This is a genomic window from Rhodococcus yananensis, assembly GCF_020515525.1.
Lineage (GTDB): Bacteria > Actinomycetota > Actinomycetes > Mycobacteriales > Mycobacteriaceae > Rhodococcus > Rhodococcus yananensis.
Genome location: NZ_JAIYEP010000043.1, coordinates 1 through 16456, shown reverse-complemented (window position 1 = coordinate 16456; position 16456 = coordinate 1). Strand labels below are relative to the sequence as shown.

Here is a 16456-nt window from a genome sequence, read left to right as displayed (position 1 = left end):
CCGCGGCGGACGGGGGCTCCGTCGCATCGCGGGACGTGCGTGAATGCGAAGCGTGACCGGCGCCGTCAGCGGCTGCCGTATTCAACCTGGTTCAGGAGGGAGGAGTCGGCGTTGCCGCTGCGGTCGATCTCGGGGCGGGAGGTCTGTGACACGGCTGCGGTCACCCCGAACACCGCGGCGGCACCGACGACGGCGCCGGCAACCACGCTGACCAGGCCCGGGCCCAGGAATTTCCCCATTTTCGCTCTCCCCATCTCGGTCGACTCACGTCGTACATGTCCGCGCCAAGGTATCACCTCGGTCACAGTGCCGGCGCGGTGCGGGTCCCGGTCGCGTGGCCGCTGCTCAGAGCCCCAGCGCACCGAGCAGCGTACGCAGTTTCGCGGTGGTCTCGTCGAGTTCCTCGTCGGGGTCGGAACCTGCGACGATGCCGCCGCCCGCCCACGCGAGGGCGCGCAGTCCGTCGGAGGAGATCTCGGCGCCGCGGATCGCGACGATCCAGTCGCCGTCGCCGTTGCTGTCGCACCAGCCGACGGCGCCGCCGAAGAACCGACGGTCACCCTCGATGCCGCGGATCGCGGCGAGCGCCGCCTCCGTGGGGGTCCCGGCGACCGCCGGGGTGGGGTGCAGGGCCGCGGCGACGGCCAGCGCGCCGGTCGCCCGGTCCAGCAACGTTCCGGTGATCGTGGTCGCCAGGTGCCACACGTCGGGTGTGGATGTCAGTTCCGGGCCGGACGGCACCTGCAGGTCGCTGCACAACGGTCGCAACCGCTGCGCGATCCGGTCGGTGACGAACGCATGCTCGGCGCGGTTCTTCGCCGACGACAGCAGTGCGTGCCCGGTGGTGTCGTCGATATCCGGGTCGGCCGAGCGCGGTGCCGTCCCGGCGAGGGGGCGGCAGGTGACGGAGCCGTCCCGGACCCGCACCAGGAGTTCGGGTGACGCACCGACGAGCGTGTGTCCCCAGTAGTGCTCCCCGGCGGCGCTGAGATCGACGGCGTACGTCGACGCCGTCGGATGGCGGACGACCATGCGCGCCGCGACCGCGAGCGGATCGATCGGGGTGTCGGCGGCCAGCGCGACCCGGCGTCCGGCGACGACCTTGTCGACCTCACCGAGGTCGATGCGGTCGAGGATCGACCGGATCCGCGCCAGATGGATCCGCGGCGGCGGTGTCTGCGCGGCGATGCGCACGGGCGGTGGTTCGGGCAGATCGTCCGGTGGCTGCCACGGGCCGTCGGTGATGGTGACGTGCTCGGGTTCGGTGAGTGCGACGGGACGGTCGGGGGCGAACGGCAGGGCTCCCGCGATCAACTCGGCCTTCCCGCGCCGCAACGATTCGGATGCCGACTTCAGGTCGGTGTGCAGTCGCCGGGTCCCGGTGGCGTGGACCGTGCGATCGGCACGCGAAAGGAGGAAACCGTCCATGGTGGGACGACGATAGTCGTCGATCCCGGTGGGGGCGGTGCCGGGCGGGACTCGGTGGGCCGGCGCCGCCGGTGCGGGCCACGCGTGCGGCGGTCAGCGCCCGGGCGGCACGATCAGCACGGGCCGGTGACTGTGCCGCAGCACGTGGTCGGCGACGGACGACTGCAGCAGCGACCGCAGGCCCGTCGTGCCGCGGGTGCCGGTGACGATGATGTCGACGTCGAGTTCGTCGGCGGCCTCCACGATCGACGCCCACACCGCGTTGACCACCTCGATGGTGCGTCCTTCGGCGTGCAGGCCGAGTTGCGTGGCGAGTTCGAGTCCCTCGGCGTTGACGGCCCGCGCGTCGGTCAGCGCCACATCCTCGCTGTCCTCGTCGGGCACCCATTCGGGTTGCATGACCCCCGACAGCCCCGACATGCGCGCGGCCTGCCGCACCATCGGCTCCCAGGCCGTGACGACGATGGCGCGGCACGATTCGAGGAATCGGCCCGCGTACTGCACGGCGCGCTTGGAATTCTCCGATCCGTCGTAGGCGACGAGAATCAGATCTGCACCCACCGCGCACCCCCTGGGCTCGTTGTCCGTCACGGCGTCGTCCGCGCGTCACCCGGGCCGTCGTTCGCCGCTGCTCGGGTGCACCATACCGCCTGGGCGGATCGTCGGGAACGGGTCCGACCGGCTACCGTCGGATCCATGCGGATCCGACATTCCCTCACGGTGGTCCTCGCGGCGGCGCTGGCGGTGACGGCGTGCGGCGCCGACGGCACTCCCGAGATCGACGCGGCGTCGTCGACGTCGTCCGTCGAGGAACCGACGACGGCGGAGTCGTCGCCCGCGCCGCCCGTGCCCGCATCGACGTCGTCGGAGGCCGCCGGGACGGTGTGCGGCGACGAACTGCTCGCGTCCCTGCCGCTGCGCCGGAAACTGGCGCAGCTGCTGAACGTCGGTGTCACCGGCGCGGACGACGCGCTGGCCGCGGTGCGGTCGGAGGGGATCGGCGGAATCTTCGTCGGAAGTTGGACGGACCCGGCGATGCTGTCGCAGCGGCAGATCCCGGCGGTCGCCGCGGAGAGCGAACTCCCGCTGATGGTGACCATCGACGAGGAGGGCGGCCGGGTGTCGCGGGTCGGTGAACTGCTCGGACCCGACCCGTCCGCGCGGGTCACCGCGCAGACCATGACGGTCGACGAGACGTACGCGATGGCGTTCGAGCGGGGGCAGGAGCTGCGCGAACTCGGGATCACCGTCGACTTCGCGCCGGACGTGGACGTCACCGACCGGCCCGACGACGACGTGATCGGCGACCGCTCGTACTCGGCGGATCCGCAGGTCGTCGCGCAGTACGCCGGTGCGTACGCACGCGGACTGCAGGACGCGGGAATCCTCCCGGTCCTCAAGCACTTTCCGGGGCACGGTTCGGCCTCCGGTGATTCGCACACCGGTGCGGTGACGTCGCCGCCGCTCGAGCAGTTGCAGCAGGTCGACCTCGTCCCGTACCGGGAACTGGTGTCGCCGGACGTCGCGGTGATGATCGGTCACCTGGACGTGCCGGGCCTGACCGACGGGGTGCCGGCCAGTGTCAGCCCGGCGGCCGTGGACCTGCTGCGGTCGGGTACCGGCTACGGCGGTCCGCCGTTCGACGGCGTGATCTTCACCGACGACCTGTCGGGGATGCGTGCGATCACCGACGAGTACGGCATCGAGGAGGCCGTGCAGGCTGCGCTCGCCGCGGGGGTCGACCAGGCGTTGTGGCTGACCACCGCCGAGGTGCCCGCGGTGCTCGACCATCTCGAGGCGGCCGTCGCGTCGGGAGAGTTGCCGCAGCAGCAGGTCGACGAGTCGGTGCTCACGGTCGCGCGGGCCAAGGGTGCGCTGAACTGCTGACCGTGTGTTCGAGCCCGGCCACCCATCTCCTTACCGTAGAGTAAGGAGATGTTCTGAGTAGTAGTTCCTGGAGGAGACATGGCAGGCGGAACGAAGCGGTTGCCGCGTGCGGTTCGCGAACAGCAGATGCTCGATGCCGCAGTGGAGGTGTTCTCCGAGAACGGGTTCCACGACACTTCGATGGATGCCATCGCGGCTCGCGCCTCGATCTCGAAGCCGATGCTGTACCTGTACTACGGGTCCAAGGACGAACTCTTCGCCGCCTGCATCACCCGTGAAGGACAGCGCTTCGTCGAGGCACTCACCCCGGCCGGCGACCCGACGCTCGCACCCCGCGAACAGCTACGCGTCGCCCTCGAATCGTTCCTCGGATTCGTCGACCAGCACCGCGCCTCGTGGATGGTGCTGTACCGCCAGGCGCTGGGGCAGCAGGTCTTCGCCGGGCAGGTGCGCAACAGTCGCGACCAGCTCATCGAACTCACCGCGGGACTGCTCGAATCCAGCACGCGGGAGCCGGAACCGGGCGCGGATTACGCGATCATGGCCGTCGCGCTCGTCGGTGCGGGTGAGGCCGTCGCCGACCGCGTCGCGGGCGGCGAGATCGATGTCACACGGGCCGCGGATCTGCTCGAGAACCTCGCGTGGCGCGGCCTCGCCGGAAAGAAGCGGTCGGACCAGCCGCACTGATCGGCCGATCCGGCGGGTGTGTGCCGGGACGCCCCCATCGCGCCCCGGCACACACCCGTCCGACCCCCGATCGCTACCGCAGGGTCGCGGTCAGGTGCGGATACAGCTTCTTCGGGTGGCGCAGTGCGAGATCCCATCCGTCGCCCTCGCGTGTGGCGTACAGGTTCACCGTGGCCGGCAGCAGCACCGGCTTCCCGAACCGCACCGAGTAGGTCACCGCGTCGGGGATCCTGCCCTCGACCGCCGACAACGCGGCTGCGGCACTCCACATGCCGTGCGCGATGGTCTTCGGGAAGCCGAACGCCCTGGCGCCGAGCGTCGAGACGTGGATGGGGTTGCGGTCACCCGAGACGGCCGCGTACCGGTCGATGGTCTTGCGGTCCACCCGCAGTGTCGACGTGGGCACCGGGGGGACGTCCGCCCGCTCGGGTTCGGGCTTCGGCTGTCCGGACAGCGAGGTGCGCTGCTGGTTCAGGAAGGTCGACGTCTGCCGCCACACGGTCTCGCGGCCGACGTTCACCGAGGTGACGACGTCGACGAGGATGCCCTTGCGGTGCTCGCGCATGTTCTCGGCGTGCACCCGGAAATCCAGCGGCTCCGTCACCGAGATCGGCCGCACCTGTTCGATCGTGTTCTCGGCATGTACCGAACCCATCGCGGCGAACGGGAACCCCTTCGAGACCATCAACTTCATGACGATCGGGAAGGCGAGCACGAACGGGTACGTGAGCGGCAGCGTGTCGCCGAACCGCAGCCCGCACACCTTGGTGTACTCGGCGAGGTTGTCGGCATCCACCCGGTATCCGCGCAGCGTGAGCACATCGTCCGGCAGCGAGCCGCCGGACGCCCCGACGACCGGCAACGCCGACACGACGGCGCGGCCGTAGACGTCGAGGATCGACGGGGGAGAGGACAGTTCGATCTCCGCCATCAGGCCCCCAGCATGGACTGGCCGCACACGCGGACGACCTGCCCGGTGACGGCGCTCGATGCGGGATTCGCGAACCACGCGACGGTCTCGGCGACGTCGACGGTCTCGCCGCCCTGGCTCAGCGAACTCATCAGACGGCCACCCTCACGGGTCGCGAGCGGGATCGCGGCCGTCATCGCGGTCTCGATGAAGCCGGGAGCGACCGCGTTGATGGTGATGCCCTTCTCGGCGAGCAGCGGTGCGGTGCCCTGCACCAGGCCGATGACACCGGCCTTCGACGCACCGTAGTTGGTCTGGCCGCGGTTGCCGGCGATACCGGCGATCGACGACACGTCGACGACGCGGCCGCCCTCCTTCAGTGCACCCTTCTCGACGAGCACCTCGGTGATCTTCTGCGGCGCGATGAGGTTGACCGCCATCACGGCGTTCCACTTCGCGGCGTCCATGTTCGCGAGCAGCTTGTCGCGGGTGATGCCGGCGTTGTGGACGATGATGTCCGCGCCGCCGTGACGCTCGAGCAGGTGCGCGGCCAGCTTCTCGCCGGCATCCGCGGCGGTGACGTCGAGCGGGAAGGACGTTCCGCCGACCCGGTTGGCGGTCTGCGAGAGCGATTCCCCGGCGGCGGGCACGTCGGCGGCGACCACCGTCGCGCCGTCGCGTGCGAGGACCTCCGCGATGGTCGCGCCGATGCCGCGCGCGGCGCCGGTGACCACGGCGACCTTGCCGGCCAGCGGCTTGTCCCACGAATCGGGTGCGGTGGCGTCACCGTCACCGATGCGGACGACCTGACCGTCGACGAACGCGGACTTGGCCGACAGCAGGAAGCGCAGGGTCGATTCGACGCCCGACAGGCCCGTCGACGCCGTCGGTGCCACGTACACCAGCTGGATCGTGGCGCCGCGGCGCAGTTCCTTGCCGAGGCTGCGGGTGAATCCCTCGAGGGCGCGCTGCGCGATGCGCTCGTCGACCGACGAGGCATCCTCGGGGGTGGTTCCGAGAACGACGACCCGGCCCGACGGCGCGAGCGAACGGATCGCCGGCTGGAAGAACGTGAAGAGCTGTTCGAGCCCCGCGGCGTCGGTGATGCCGGTAGCGTCGAACACGAGCGCGCCGAAGCGGCTGTCGCCGCCGTCGGCGAACGTGTAGTCGGTCAGCAGCGCGCGGATCGGCTCGACCAGGCGGCCGCTGCCGCCGAGGAGGACGGGACCGGGGAGCGCCGGTTCGCCCGGCTGGTAACGACGGAGCTTCTCCGGCTGAGGGAGGCCGAACTGCTTGGCGAGGAATGCTCCGGGAGCGGACGAGATGAGCTGGGCATAGAGCTTGGGAGCGCCCTTGGCGTCGGCCACGATTCCACCTTCTTCGAATTCGGTCGTCGATGCGAGTAGTCGACAACTAACTTACCCGCGAGTAAGAATAGTAGCCAGAGTTCGCATCCATCTGAATCCGGGAGATATCAGTGACCACCAAAGCCCGCTCCACGAAGCCGCGTCGCGTCGCCGTTCTCGGGGGCAACCGGATCCCGTTCGCCCGGTCGGATCGCAAGTACGCCCGCGCCTCCAACCAGGACATGTTCACCGCCACCCTCGACGGGCTCGTCAGTCGCTTCAACCTGCAAGGGGAGCGGCTCGGAGCGGTCGTCGGCGGGGCCGTCCTCAAACACAGCCGCGACTTCAACCTGATCCGCGAATGCGTGCTCGGCAGCGCACTGAGCCCGTACACCCCCGCGTGGGACCTGCAGCAGGCGTGCGGTACCGGCCTGCAGTCGATCATCTCGGTGGGCGATGCGATCGCCGCCGGACGCATCGAGGCCGGTATCGGCGGCGGCGTCGACACCACGTCCGACGCGCCCATCGGCGTCAACAACGAACTGCGCGAGTTCCTGCTGTCGCTCAACCGCGCGAGGAGCACCGGTGACCGCATCAAGCTGCTCGGCAACGTGCGCCCGTCCATGCTGGGTATCGAGATTCCCCGCAACGGTGAGCCGCGCACCGGCCTGTCGATGGGCGATCATGCCGCGATCACCGCGAAGGAATTCGGGATCGCCCGCGAGGGCCAGGACGAACTGGCCGTCGCGAGCCACCGCAACATGGCCGCGGCCTACGACCGCGGTTTCTTCGACGATCTGGTCACGCCGTTCCTCGGACTCACCCGCGACGACAACCTGCGCCCCGACTCGAACGTCGAGAAGCTCTCCACCCTGAAGCCGGTGTTCGGTGTGAAGCTCGGCGACGCGACCATGACCGCCGGCAACTCGACCCCGCTGACGGACGGGGCCTCCGCGGCACTGCTGTCGACGGAGGAGTGGGCCGCCGAACGCAAGTTGCCGGTGCTCGCCTACCTGGTCGACTCGGAGACCGCCGCCGTCGACTACGTGCACGGCGGCGACGGGTTGCTCATGGCCCCCACCTACGCCATCCCGCGCCTGCTGAAGCGCAACGGCCTGACCCTGCAGGATTTCGACTTCTACGAGATCCACGAGGCGTTCGCCTCCGTGGTGCTGGCAACGCTGCAGGCGTTCGAATCGGAGGAGTACTGCAAGGGACGGCTCGGGCTCGACGCTCCGCTCGGGTCCATCGACCGCAGCAAGCTCAACGTGAACGGATCCTCGCTCGCGGCCGGTCACCCGTTCGCCGCGACGGGCGGCAGGATCGTGGCGTCGCTCGCGAAGATGCTGCACGAGAAGAAGCAGGAGACCGGGAAGCCGGTGCGCGGCCTGATCTCGATCTGCGCGGCCGGCGGCCAGGGCGTCACCGCCATCCTCGAAGCCTGATTCCCACCATCCGGGAGTCGCCGAAAAAATCTCGCCCGAGGCGTAACACCCCGGAAGGGGTGGCGATAGACCTATCGACCCCGCGTTGCTGCCTGACCCCCGACCTGGTAGCAGCGCGGGGTCTTCTCCGTCCGGGATTCCCGCGTGTGATCGGCCCCTCGGGTCACCGGTAGGCGCGTGCACCCGTACCGGCACTACCCTGGGGAACCGGCATCCGTAGCGCGTCCGTCGGCGTACGCGCATTTCCTGAAGGGACACCGGTGAGCGGCAACAACGGGACGAACGACCCCGAGAACGCGGACGAAGCGGTCCGCGGCGACGAGTCGTCCCCGGAACGAGCGGTTCCGGAACGGGAAGTTCCGGAGTACGACCCGTCGTCGGCGCCGACGGTACAGTTCTCGGCGCTGAACGTCGACGATGCGGGGCTGCGCCCGGACGAGCCGGAGGAATCACGTCCCGACGATTCGCAGGATCCCGTTCCCGACGAAGCACGCACCGACGATTCGCGTACCGACGAAGCGCACACCGACGCGTCCCGTTCCGTGGCCGAGCGGTCGGACGAGGAGCCGCCCACTGTGGCAGCGCCGGTGTCCGTCCCGGAACCGGACCCCGTGGACCGCGCCACCGCAGGTCCGGAGGCCGATGACTCGGACGTCGACGAAGCCGACTCCGCCGTGACCCAGCCGGTGGTGCGAGCGTCCGGTGACGCACCGTCGTCCGAGGCACCGTCGTCCGTCGACCGGCCGAGTGACGATGCCGCGTTGTCGGATGCCCCGACCGCGGTCATCCCGGTGCTGTCCGGCACACCCGACGCACCCGGCGGTGGCCGACCGGGCCCGTCCGCGGCAGTGGGGGACACCGGCGCCGGCCGCCCCGACGATCCGCAGGACCGGACCTCCGCGATCCCGCCCCAGAGCCCACCCCCGCCCGTTCCGCCTGTTCCCGCGGAACCGGCGCCCGGCGGACCTCCCGGTGACGGGTCCGGCCCGTCGAAACGGACACTTGCGCTGATCGTCGGCGGAGTATTCACGGTCCTCGCCGCGCTGTACGTCATCGACCTCGCGGTGAGCTCCGGGAAGGTTCCGCGCGGCGTGACCGTTGCGGGCATCGACATCGGCGGGGAACCCCTCGACGAGGTCGCCGGTACCCTGCAGGCGCAGCTCGACCCCCGCCTCGACACCGCCGTCGCGGTCACCGCGGGCGACACCGACGGCGAACTCGTCCCGTCACAGGTCGGCATCGGCATCGACTGGAACGGCACCCTCGCCCGGATCGGCGCGCAACCGCTCAACCCGTTCACCCGCCTGGCATCGTTCTTCGGGACCGACGAGATCGGTGTCGTATCCACCCGTGACGACGCGGCGCTGGTCGCGGGCATCGAATCGGTCGCCGCAGGCGCAGCCCACGAACCGCGCGAGGGCAACATCGTCTTCGAGGACGGCACACCCGTTCCGGTGACTCCCCAACCCGGGCAGAGCGTCGACACCGCCGTCGCGGCCGATGTGTTCGCCGAGCGCTGGGCGTTCGGCGATGTCTCGTTGCCCGTCGAGAGCGTCGAGGTCACCGTCACCCGTGAGGGCCTGGACCGGGCGCTCGCCGACATCGCGGTGCCCGCGGTCGCCGCGGATCTGCACGTGAACGGGCACGATGCCGTCGTCGCGACATTGCGTACCGAGGACATCGGTGCCGTCCTGTCGTTCGTCCCCGACGGCTCCGGCGGTCTCGAACCGCAGTACGACAGGGAGGCGGCGACCGGCCTGCTCGCCCCGCAACTCGCCGAGACCGAGGTCGAGCCGGAGAACGCGCGGATCGTCATCCAGGGTGGAGCTCCCACCGTGGTGCCCGGAACGAAGGGTGAGGTGGTCGACTGGGAGCAGACCCTCGCCGATCTTCCTCGACTGCTCGCGACCGAGAACGACCGATCGGTGGACGCCCGATACGAGACGGCGGATCCCGAACTGACCACCGAGGGTGCCGAGAAGCTCGGGGTGCGCGAGGTGATCGGCGAGTTCACCACCGGTGGGTTCGAATACGCATCGGGTGTGAACATCCGGCTCGCCGCGTCCGAGATCAACGGTGCGCTGGTCGAGCCCGGCGAGACGTTCTCCCTCAACGGCTACACCGGTCCGCGCGGTTCCGCCCAGGGCTACGTGGAATCCGGGATCATCGAGGCGGGACGTCCCGGCAAGGCGGTCGGCGGCGGCATCAGCCAGCTCGCGACCACGCTGTACAACGCGTCGTACTTCGCCGGTATGGAGGACGTCGACCACACGGAGCACAGCTACTACATCTCCCGGTACCCGGCGGCCCGGGAGGCGACGGTGTTCGAGGGTGCGATCGACCTGCAGTTCCGCAACCCGTTCGAGACGGGGGTGTTGATCGAGACGATCGGCACCGACTCCGCCATCACGGTGCGGCTGTGGGGGACCAAGACCGTCGACGTCCAGTCGATCACCGGTGACCGCACCAACTACACCTCGCCGAACACGATCACGCTTCCCGCCGGCGATTCGTGCATCCCGTCGAGCGGTGCGCAAGGGTTCACCGTGTCCGACACCCGCATCATCACGGACGCGAAGACAGGCGCGCAGCTTTCGGCGAAGACCCGCACCGTGCGATACGACCCGGTGCCCGTCGTCAAGTGTGTGAGCCCGGAACCGAAGCCCGGGCAGAAGCCCGAGGAGAAGTCGGAGGAGCAGCCCGCGGAGCAGCCCGAGGAGCAGCCCGAGGAGCAGCCGGAATCCGGCGGTGCCGCCGACGAGCCGTCGACCCCGGCGAGCCCCACCCCGGCCGAGTCGGAGTGACCGGCGCCCCCCCCCAGAGGTTCACCGCACAAGGGTTCACAGCACAAGAACGAGGCTCACAGCGCTGCCGGTGGCCGACAGGGCTGTGAGCCTCGTATCAGGGTTGTGAACCCCGAGGTTCAGCGGATCAGAACGCCGCTTCGTCGAGCTCCATGATGTCGAGGTCGACACCGGCGATGATTCCCCGCGAGACGGTGAGCTCCGGCAGCACGTTCTTCGCGAAGAACGACGCGACGGCCACCTTGCCCTCGTAGAACGCCTTGTCCTTGGCGTCGGCGCCCGCGTCGAGCTTGGCGAGCGCGATCTCGGCGTGCTCGAGCAGCAGCCAGCCGATGAGCAGGTCGCCGAAGGACTCCAGGAAACGGACCGAGCCGAGGCCGACCTTGTACAGCTCGGTCGGGTTCTCCTGCGCACCCATCAGGAACTGGGTGAGCGTCGCGACCATGGTCTGCGCGTCCTCGAGTGCGGTGTTCAGGAGCGCGCGCTCCTTCTTCAGGCGCTGGTCGGCGTCGTCACGCTCGAGGAACTGCTTGATCCGACCGGCGACGTGCGCGAGCGCGACACCGCGATCACGGGCGATCTTGCGGAAGAAGAAGTCCTGCGCCTGGATGGCGGTGGTGCCCTCGTACAGCGAGTCGATCTTCGAGTCGCGGATGTACTGCTCGATCGGGTAGTCCTGCAGGAAGCCGGAACCGCCGAGGGTCTGCAGCGAATCCTTCAGGTACTCGTAGGCACGCTCGGAGCCGCAGCCCTTGACGACGGGCAGCAGCAGGTCGTTGATGCGGTGCGCGAGACCTGCGTCGGCACCCGACACCTGCTCGGCGACCGACGCGTCCTGGTGTGCGGCCGTGTAGAGGTACACGGCGCGCAGGCCCTCGGAGTACGCCTTCTGCATCGCCAGCGACCGGCGCACGTCGGGGTGGTGCATGATCGACACGCGCGGTGCGGACTTGTCGGACATCTGCGTCAGGTCCGCGCCCTGGATGCGCTCCTTGGCGTACTCGAGCGCGTTGAGGTAGCCGGTGGACAGCGTGCCGATGGCCTTGGTGCCGACCATCATGCGGGCGTGCTCGATGACGTCGAACATCTGCGCGATGCCGTTGTGGACCTCACCGACGAGCCAGCCCTTCGCGGGAACACCGTGGCCACCGAACGTGAGTTCGCAGGTCGTGGATGCCTTCAGGCCCATCTTGTGCTCGACGTTGGTGACGAACACGCCGTTGCGCTCGCCGAGCTCGTCCTTCTCGAAGTCGAAGTGGAACTTGGGGACGAAGAACAGCGACAGGCCCTTGGTGCCCGGGCCGGCGCCCTCGGGGCGTGCCAGGACGAGGTGGAAGATGTTCTCGAAGAGGTCGTCGGAGTCGGCGGAGGTGATGAACCGCTTGACGCCCTCGATGTGCCAGCTGCCGTCGTCCTGCGCCACGGCCTTGGTACGGCCCGCGCCGACGTCGGAACCGGCGTCGGGCTCGGTGAGGACCATGGTGGCACCCCAGCCGCGCTCGACGCAGGTGGCGGCCCACTTCTTCTGCTCGTCGGTGCCGTTGTCGTAGAGCACACCCGCGAAGGCCGGGCCCGCGGCGTACATGAAGGCGGCGGGCTGGGCGCCGAGCATCATCTCGTTGGCTGCCCACAGGAGGCTGCGCGGTGCGTCGGTGCCGCCGATGTCCTCGGGGATGCCCATCGACCAGTAGCCGGCGTCCCACCAGGCGCGGAATGCCTTCTTGAAGCCCTCGGGGATCGACACCGTGTGGGTCTCGGGGTCGAAGACCGGCGGGTTGCGGTCGGTGTCGGCGAAGGCTTCGGCAGCGGGACCCTCGGCGAGGGCCTTGACCTCGGCGAGGATGCCGCGCGCGGTCTCTTCATCGAGGTCGCCGAACTTGCCGGCGTCGAGGACCTTCTGAATCTGCAGGAACTCGAAGAGGTTGAACTCGAGGTCGCGGAGGTTGCTCTTGTAATGGCCCATGTCTGTGCGTGTCTCCCGTAGCGGTGCGGTCCAGTCGCTTGCAAGTACCGCCCAAGTTATTACTCGTCGGTAACATCTCTATGTTACTCGCAAGGCAACTAACTGCCAAGACCGATTTTACGGGCAACCACGAGTGCGTCGATGGCAGTTCCGGAATCTGTTTCCCGGTGGCGTCGTTCCGCCGTCACGATTTCCAGGCGTCCGTCGATTTCGCCGACGACATCCATTGGAGTGTAGAGGATTTCGGGATCCTGTGGCCCGCCCACACCCTGTTCCGGATTCGTGCTGTCGTGCCCCAGAAATATGAGGATTCCATCAGGTTTCAGCGAATTGACGGCATTGTCGATCAGCTTTCGACGCTGTGGCGCAGGAAAGTGCAGGAATGCGGAGAGCACGAGATCATAGTGGCGATCACTCGAGACCGTCGTCACGTCCGCACAGCGGTAGTGCACCCGATCGCGCGACGCACGCGGTGCCTGCGCCGCGATCCGGCGCGCCTTGTCCAGTGCCACCTCGGAGAAGTCCACGGCGTCCACCTCCCACGCGCGGATCGCCAGCCACAGTGCGTGTCGACCCTCGCCGCAGCCCAGGTCCAGTGCTCGTCCCGGCGGCAGTGCCGCCGTGAACTCCACGACCACCGGATTCGGTGGTGCGCCCCAGACCAGGTCCGACGACCGGTACTTCTCGTCCCACTCGTGAGCATCCATGGCCGCACGGTAGTCCTCGCGACACGCCGGCGCGGTGTCGTGCAGCACGGTCGGCCGAACACGGTGCCCGCAGTGGAACACGTTATCGTCGGGCGGTGTGGGGCACGATCGTGACCCGCGATACCGTGTCGAGATGTAGTGCGCCGACCGACGGTGCACGAGGTAGAGGAGTTCGCCTGATGGGTGCCCAGATCGCCGTTCCCGTAACGTTGCGGAACAGCGCGCTGCTCGGACTCGGTGTGCACCGTCCCGAGCGCGTGGTGACCAACGAAGAGATCTGTCGGCTGATCGACTCGAGTGACGAGTGGATCCAGTCGCGCTCCGGGATCAAGGAACGACGCTTCGCGAAGGCGCACCCCGAGGAGTCCATCGTCGAGATGGCCACCTCCGCTGCTGTGAAGGCACTCGACGCCGCCGGCGTGAACGCCGCCCAGATCGACACGGTCATCGTCGCGACCTCCACCTACGGCTGGCAGACCCCGCATTCCGCGGCGCTCGTCGCCGACGCCGTCGGGACCGGCGGCGCGTCCGCCCTCGACATCCAGGCGGGTTGCGCCGGCTTCTGCTATTCCGTCGGTGTCGCGTCCGACCTCGTCCGCACCGGCACCGCCGAGCACGTCCTCGTCGTCGGAGTCGAGCGGATGAGCGACGCCACCGAACCCACCGACCGCACGGTGCGTTTCATCTTCGGTGACGGCGCCGGTGCCGTCGTCGTCGGTGTCTCCGACGAGGTCGGCATCGGCCCCACCGTCTGGGGTTCCGACGGCTCCCAGGGCAAGACCATCCGCCAGGAACCCGACTGGGTCGACTTCGCGCAGAACCCCGAGCAGAAGCGCCCCTGGATCATCATGGAAGGCACCGCGGTGTTCCGCTGGGCCGCGTTCGAGATGAGCAAGTACGCGCGCCGGATCGCGGAGAAGGCCGGTGTCGAACTCGCCGACCTCGACGCGTTCGTGCCCCACCAGGCCAACCTGCGCATCAACGACGTCATCGTCAAGCAACTCGAACTGCCCGACACCGTCGCCGTCGCCGACGACATCATCGAGACCGGCAACACGTCGGCCGCGTCCATTCCGCTGGCCATGGAGAAGATGCTGCGCACCGGCCAGGTCGAGCCGGGTGCCACCGCGTTGCTGCTCGCGTTCGGTGCCGGCCTCTCGTATGCCGGTCAGGTCGTGAAGATGCCGCCGCTCGCGCAGTAGCCGTGAGTGCCGCACAGAAGAAGTCACCGATTCCGAAGTGGCTGTGGGTCGCCGCGTTCGTCGTGGTGTCGGTGGTGGTCGTCCTCCTCGAACCGGACGACTCCGACGAGTCGGGTGCGGCCACGGCGCCCGGCGGCGGAGTGTCGTCGTCGGATGCGTTCCGGGCGCTCGAGGCGTTGCCCGTCCGACCGGCAGCCGCGCAGGCCGGTTACGACCGTGACCTGTTCGGCCCGTCGTGGACCGACAACGTCACCGTCGCGCTCGGCCGCAACGGCTGCGACACCCGCAACGACATCCTCAAACGCGATCTCGTCGACATCTCGCTCGAACCCGCGACCAAGGACTGCACCGTCCGCACCGGAACCCTCCGCGACCCGTACACGGGTAGCGAGATCTTCTTCCGGCGCGGTGCCGACACGTCCTCGAAGGTGCAGATCGACCACATCGTGTCGCTGTCCGGGGCATGGCGGACGGGGGCGCAGGACCTCGACGACCAGCAGCGCCGCAATCTCGCGAACGATCCGCGCAACCTGCTCGCCGTCGACGGCCCGACCAACATGTCGAAGGGCGACAGCGACGCTGCGGAGTGGCTCCCGCCGAACTCCGGCTTCCACTGCCAGTACGTGATGCGTCAGATCGAGATCAAGACGATCTACGAACTGTGGATCACCCCGGACGAGCGCGACGCGATGGCGTCGGTGCTCGCCCGCTGCTGACGACGTGCCCGGTTGCCGCCGCAACGGATGCGGCGGCGACCGGGCCCGGTCGCGGATTGTGGTTTCCGCGACGGGAGGTCAGTGCGCAGTCACACGGACGGCGTCCTCGGCGACGGAGTCGTCCTCGTGCGTCGGAAGTCCCTGCTGGCGGATCGTGTTCGGGATCGCCAGCGCTGCGATCACACCGATCACGGCGACGACCGCGGTGATCGCGAAGCCGAGCGCGATTCCCGTCGACGAGTACAGCATGGCGCCGTCCACAGACATCGCGACGTGCGAGTTCAGGGCGGCGAACACCACGATCGGGACGATGGCGGGTACCACGTTGCCGGCCGTCGACGCGATCGCGCCCGTCGTCGCCTGCAACTCGGGCCGCACGGAGGCGATGAGCAGATTGGGAGTTGCCGCGTATCCCATACCGCCACCGATACCGACCAGGACGGCGAGCAGGACGACGAGGATCTTCGAGTCGTGCGTCACGGCGAACATCAGCAGCGCGATCGTCATCAGGGACATCCCGGCGACCATCAGCTTCTTCGGGCTCATCCGGGTGGCGAGCGCACCGACGACGACACCGCCGAGGAGGGTGGCGATCCCCTGCGGGGTCTGGAACAGGGCGTAGCCGGTGGCGCTGACCCCGAACCCGTAGCCGAGCCCGAGCTCGGACGGGGTCATCGTCATCGTGGGCAGCAGGATGGAGAACGCTGCGAGGGCTCCGTAGCACATGCCCGAGCTGATCGACGTCATCGCGACCGGCCGCATCTCGAGGATGACCGGGTCGATGAGCGGCTCACGGATCTTCAGTGCCGACGCGTACCACGCGACGAGGAACGCGATTCCGCCGAGCAGGTAGCCGAGGGTGGCGGGTGCCGTCCACCCCCACATGGGGCCGAAGCTGATGCCGACGAGCAGGCCGCCGAGGCCGAGGCTCAGCAGCAGTGCGCCGATCAGGTCGATGCGTGAACGCAGCCGCACCGGCGACTCGGAGGTGGTGAAGCGGATCACGGCGACCAGCAGTGTCAGCACGACGACGAAGAACCAGAAGATGCTGCGGAACCCGAAGTTGTCGAGCAGCCACCCGGTGAGGAACGGTGCGGGAACGGCGATCAGGCCCATGCAGGAGAAATGCCATCGACGCGAACGAGACGACGAGGCGCGGTGTCCAGCCGCCGCCCGCGTCGGGGGTCGGGTCGTCGGTGGTGGGGGCGGCGTTGCCGCCCGGTACAACAGAATCCATGGTCAGGCCTTTCGGGGGAACCTGGAGCGAGGGGGGATCTGTGCGGGTGTGCCCGAGAATGGGGACTTCGAGAGCCGACGCGGTGCGGAAGGCGGGGCGTCGGGTGGGCGCGGCGTGGCCCGGG

General features: G+C 68.9%; 14 protein-coding genes. 6 read left to right on the top strand and 8 right to left on the bottom strand.

Annotated features, from left to right (window positions below; all coding sequences use genetic code 11):
• Positions 1–65: 65 nt before the first annotated feature.
• From LDQ05_RS11905 to LDQ05_RS11895, 3 genes are all read right to left on the bottom strand, one after another.
• Positions 66–239: a DUF2613 domain-containing protein gene (locus LDQ05_RS11905; protein WP_226437174.1), complete on the bottom strand. Its 174-nt coding sequence runs from the start codon at positions 237–239 to the stop codon at positions 66–68.
• A gap of 106 nt (positions 240–345) precedes the next feature.
• Positions 346–1428 carry an isochorismate synthase gene (locus LDQ05_RS11900; protein ID WP_226437173.1) on the bottom strand — a complete coding sequence of 361 codons (1083 nt, stop codon included), beginning with the start codon at positions 1426–1428 and terminating at the stop codon, positions 346–348.
• Between the two features lie 93 nt (positions 1429–1521).
• Positions 1522–1989: a universal stress protein gene (locus tag LDQ05_RS11895; protein ID WP_226437172.1), complete on the bottom strand. Its 468-nt coding sequence runs from the start codon at positions 1987–1989 to the stop codon at positions 1522–1524.
• 135 nt (positions 1990–2124) lie between these two features.
• On the opposite strand from LDQ05_RS11895, the gene LDQ05_RS11890 reads away from it, so the two are divergent.
• Both LDQ05_RS11890 and LDQ05_RS11885 read left to right on the top strand, forming a co-directional pair.
• Positions 2125–3315, top strand: a complete 1191-nt coding sequence (locus tag LDQ05_RS11890; protein ID WP_226437171.1) for a glycoside hydrolase family 3 N-terminal domain-containing protein — start codon at positions 2125–2127, stop codon at positions 3313–3315.
• Between the two features lie 78 nt (positions 3316–3393).
• Positions 3394–4002: a TetR/AcrR family transcriptional regulator gene (locus tag LDQ05_RS11885; RefSeq protein ID WP_226437170.1), complete on the top strand. Its 609-nt coding sequence runs from the start codon at positions 3394–3396 to the stop codon at positions 4000–4002.
• 73 nt (positions 4003–4075) lie between these two features.
• Here LDQ05_RS11885 and LDQ05_RS11880 read toward each other — a convergent pair whose 3' ends face one another.
• Positions 4076–4933, bottom strand: coding sequence for a MaoC/PaaZ C-terminal domain-containing protein (locus LDQ05_RS11880; protein WP_226437169.1), 858 nt, complete (start codon positions 4931–4933; stop codon positions 4076–4078).
• The gene (locus LDQ05_RS11875; protein ID WP_226437168.1) at positions 4933–6279 is read right to left on the bottom strand and encodes a 3-oxoacyl-ACP reductase; all 1347 of its coding nucleotides are present in this window, start codon (positions 6277–6279) and stop codon (positions 4933–4935) included. The genes LDQ05_RS11880 and LDQ05_RS11875 overlap by 1 nt, the downstream gene beginning before the upstream one ends.
• Before the next feature lie 110 nt (positions 6280–6389).
• Here LDQ05_RS11875 and LDQ05_RS11870 point away from each other — a divergent pair, with 110 nt between their 5' ends.
• Positions 6390–7703 (top strand): acetyl-CoA C-acetyltransferase, encoded by a 1314-nt coding sequence (locus LDQ05_RS11870; protein ID WP_226437167.1) that lies wholly within the window; start codon positions 6390–6392, stop codon positions 7701–7703.
• Positions 7704–7963: 260 nt separating this feature from the next.
• Positions 7964–10507, top strand: coding sequence for a VanW family protein (locus tag LDQ05_RS11865; RefSeq protein ID WP_226437166.1), 2544 nt, complete (start codon positions 7964–7966; stop codon positions 10505–10507).
• A 127-nt stretch (positions 10508–10634) separates the two neighbouring features.
• Here LDQ05_RS11865 and LDQ05_RS11860 read toward each other — a convergent pair whose 3' ends face one another.
• Positions 10635–12470, bottom strand: a complete 1836-nt coding sequence (locus LDQ05_RS11860; RefSeq protein WP_226437165.1) for an acyl-CoA dehydrogenase — start codon at positions 12468–12470, stop codon at positions 10635–10637.
• Positions 12471–12568: 98 nt separating this feature from the next.
• Entirely contained in the window at positions 12569–13177 is a 609-nt protein-coding gene (locus LDQ05_RS11855; protein ID WP_226437164.1) for a class I SAM-dependent methyltransferase, read from the bottom strand.
• Positions 13178–13356: 179 nt separating this feature from the next.
• Here LDQ05_RS11855 and LDQ05_RS11850 point away from each other — a divergent pair, with 179 nt between their 5' ends.
• Positions 13357–14379: a beta-ketoacyl-ACP synthase III gene (locus LDQ05_RS11850; protein ID WP_226437163.1), complete on the top strand. Its 1023-nt coding sequence runs from the start codon at positions 13357–13359 to the stop codon at positions 14377–14379.
• A 2-nt stretch (positions 14380–14381) separates the two neighbouring features.
• Complete coding sequence (locus LDQ05_RS11845) at positions 14382–15095, top strand: HNH endonuclease family protein (protein WP_226437162.1); 714 nt, start codon at positions 14382–14384, stop codon at positions 15093–15095.
• Positions 15096–15173: 78 nt separating this feature from the next.
• On the opposite strand, the gene LDQ05_RS11840 is transcribed toward LDQ05_RS11845, so the two are convergent.
• On the bottom strand, positions 15174–16211 hold the full coding sequence (locus LDQ05_RS11840; RefSeq protein WP_226437161.1) for an MFS transporter: 1038 nt from the start codon (positions 16209–16211) through the stop codon (positions 15174–15176).
• Positions 16212–16456: the final 245 nt, after the last annotated feature.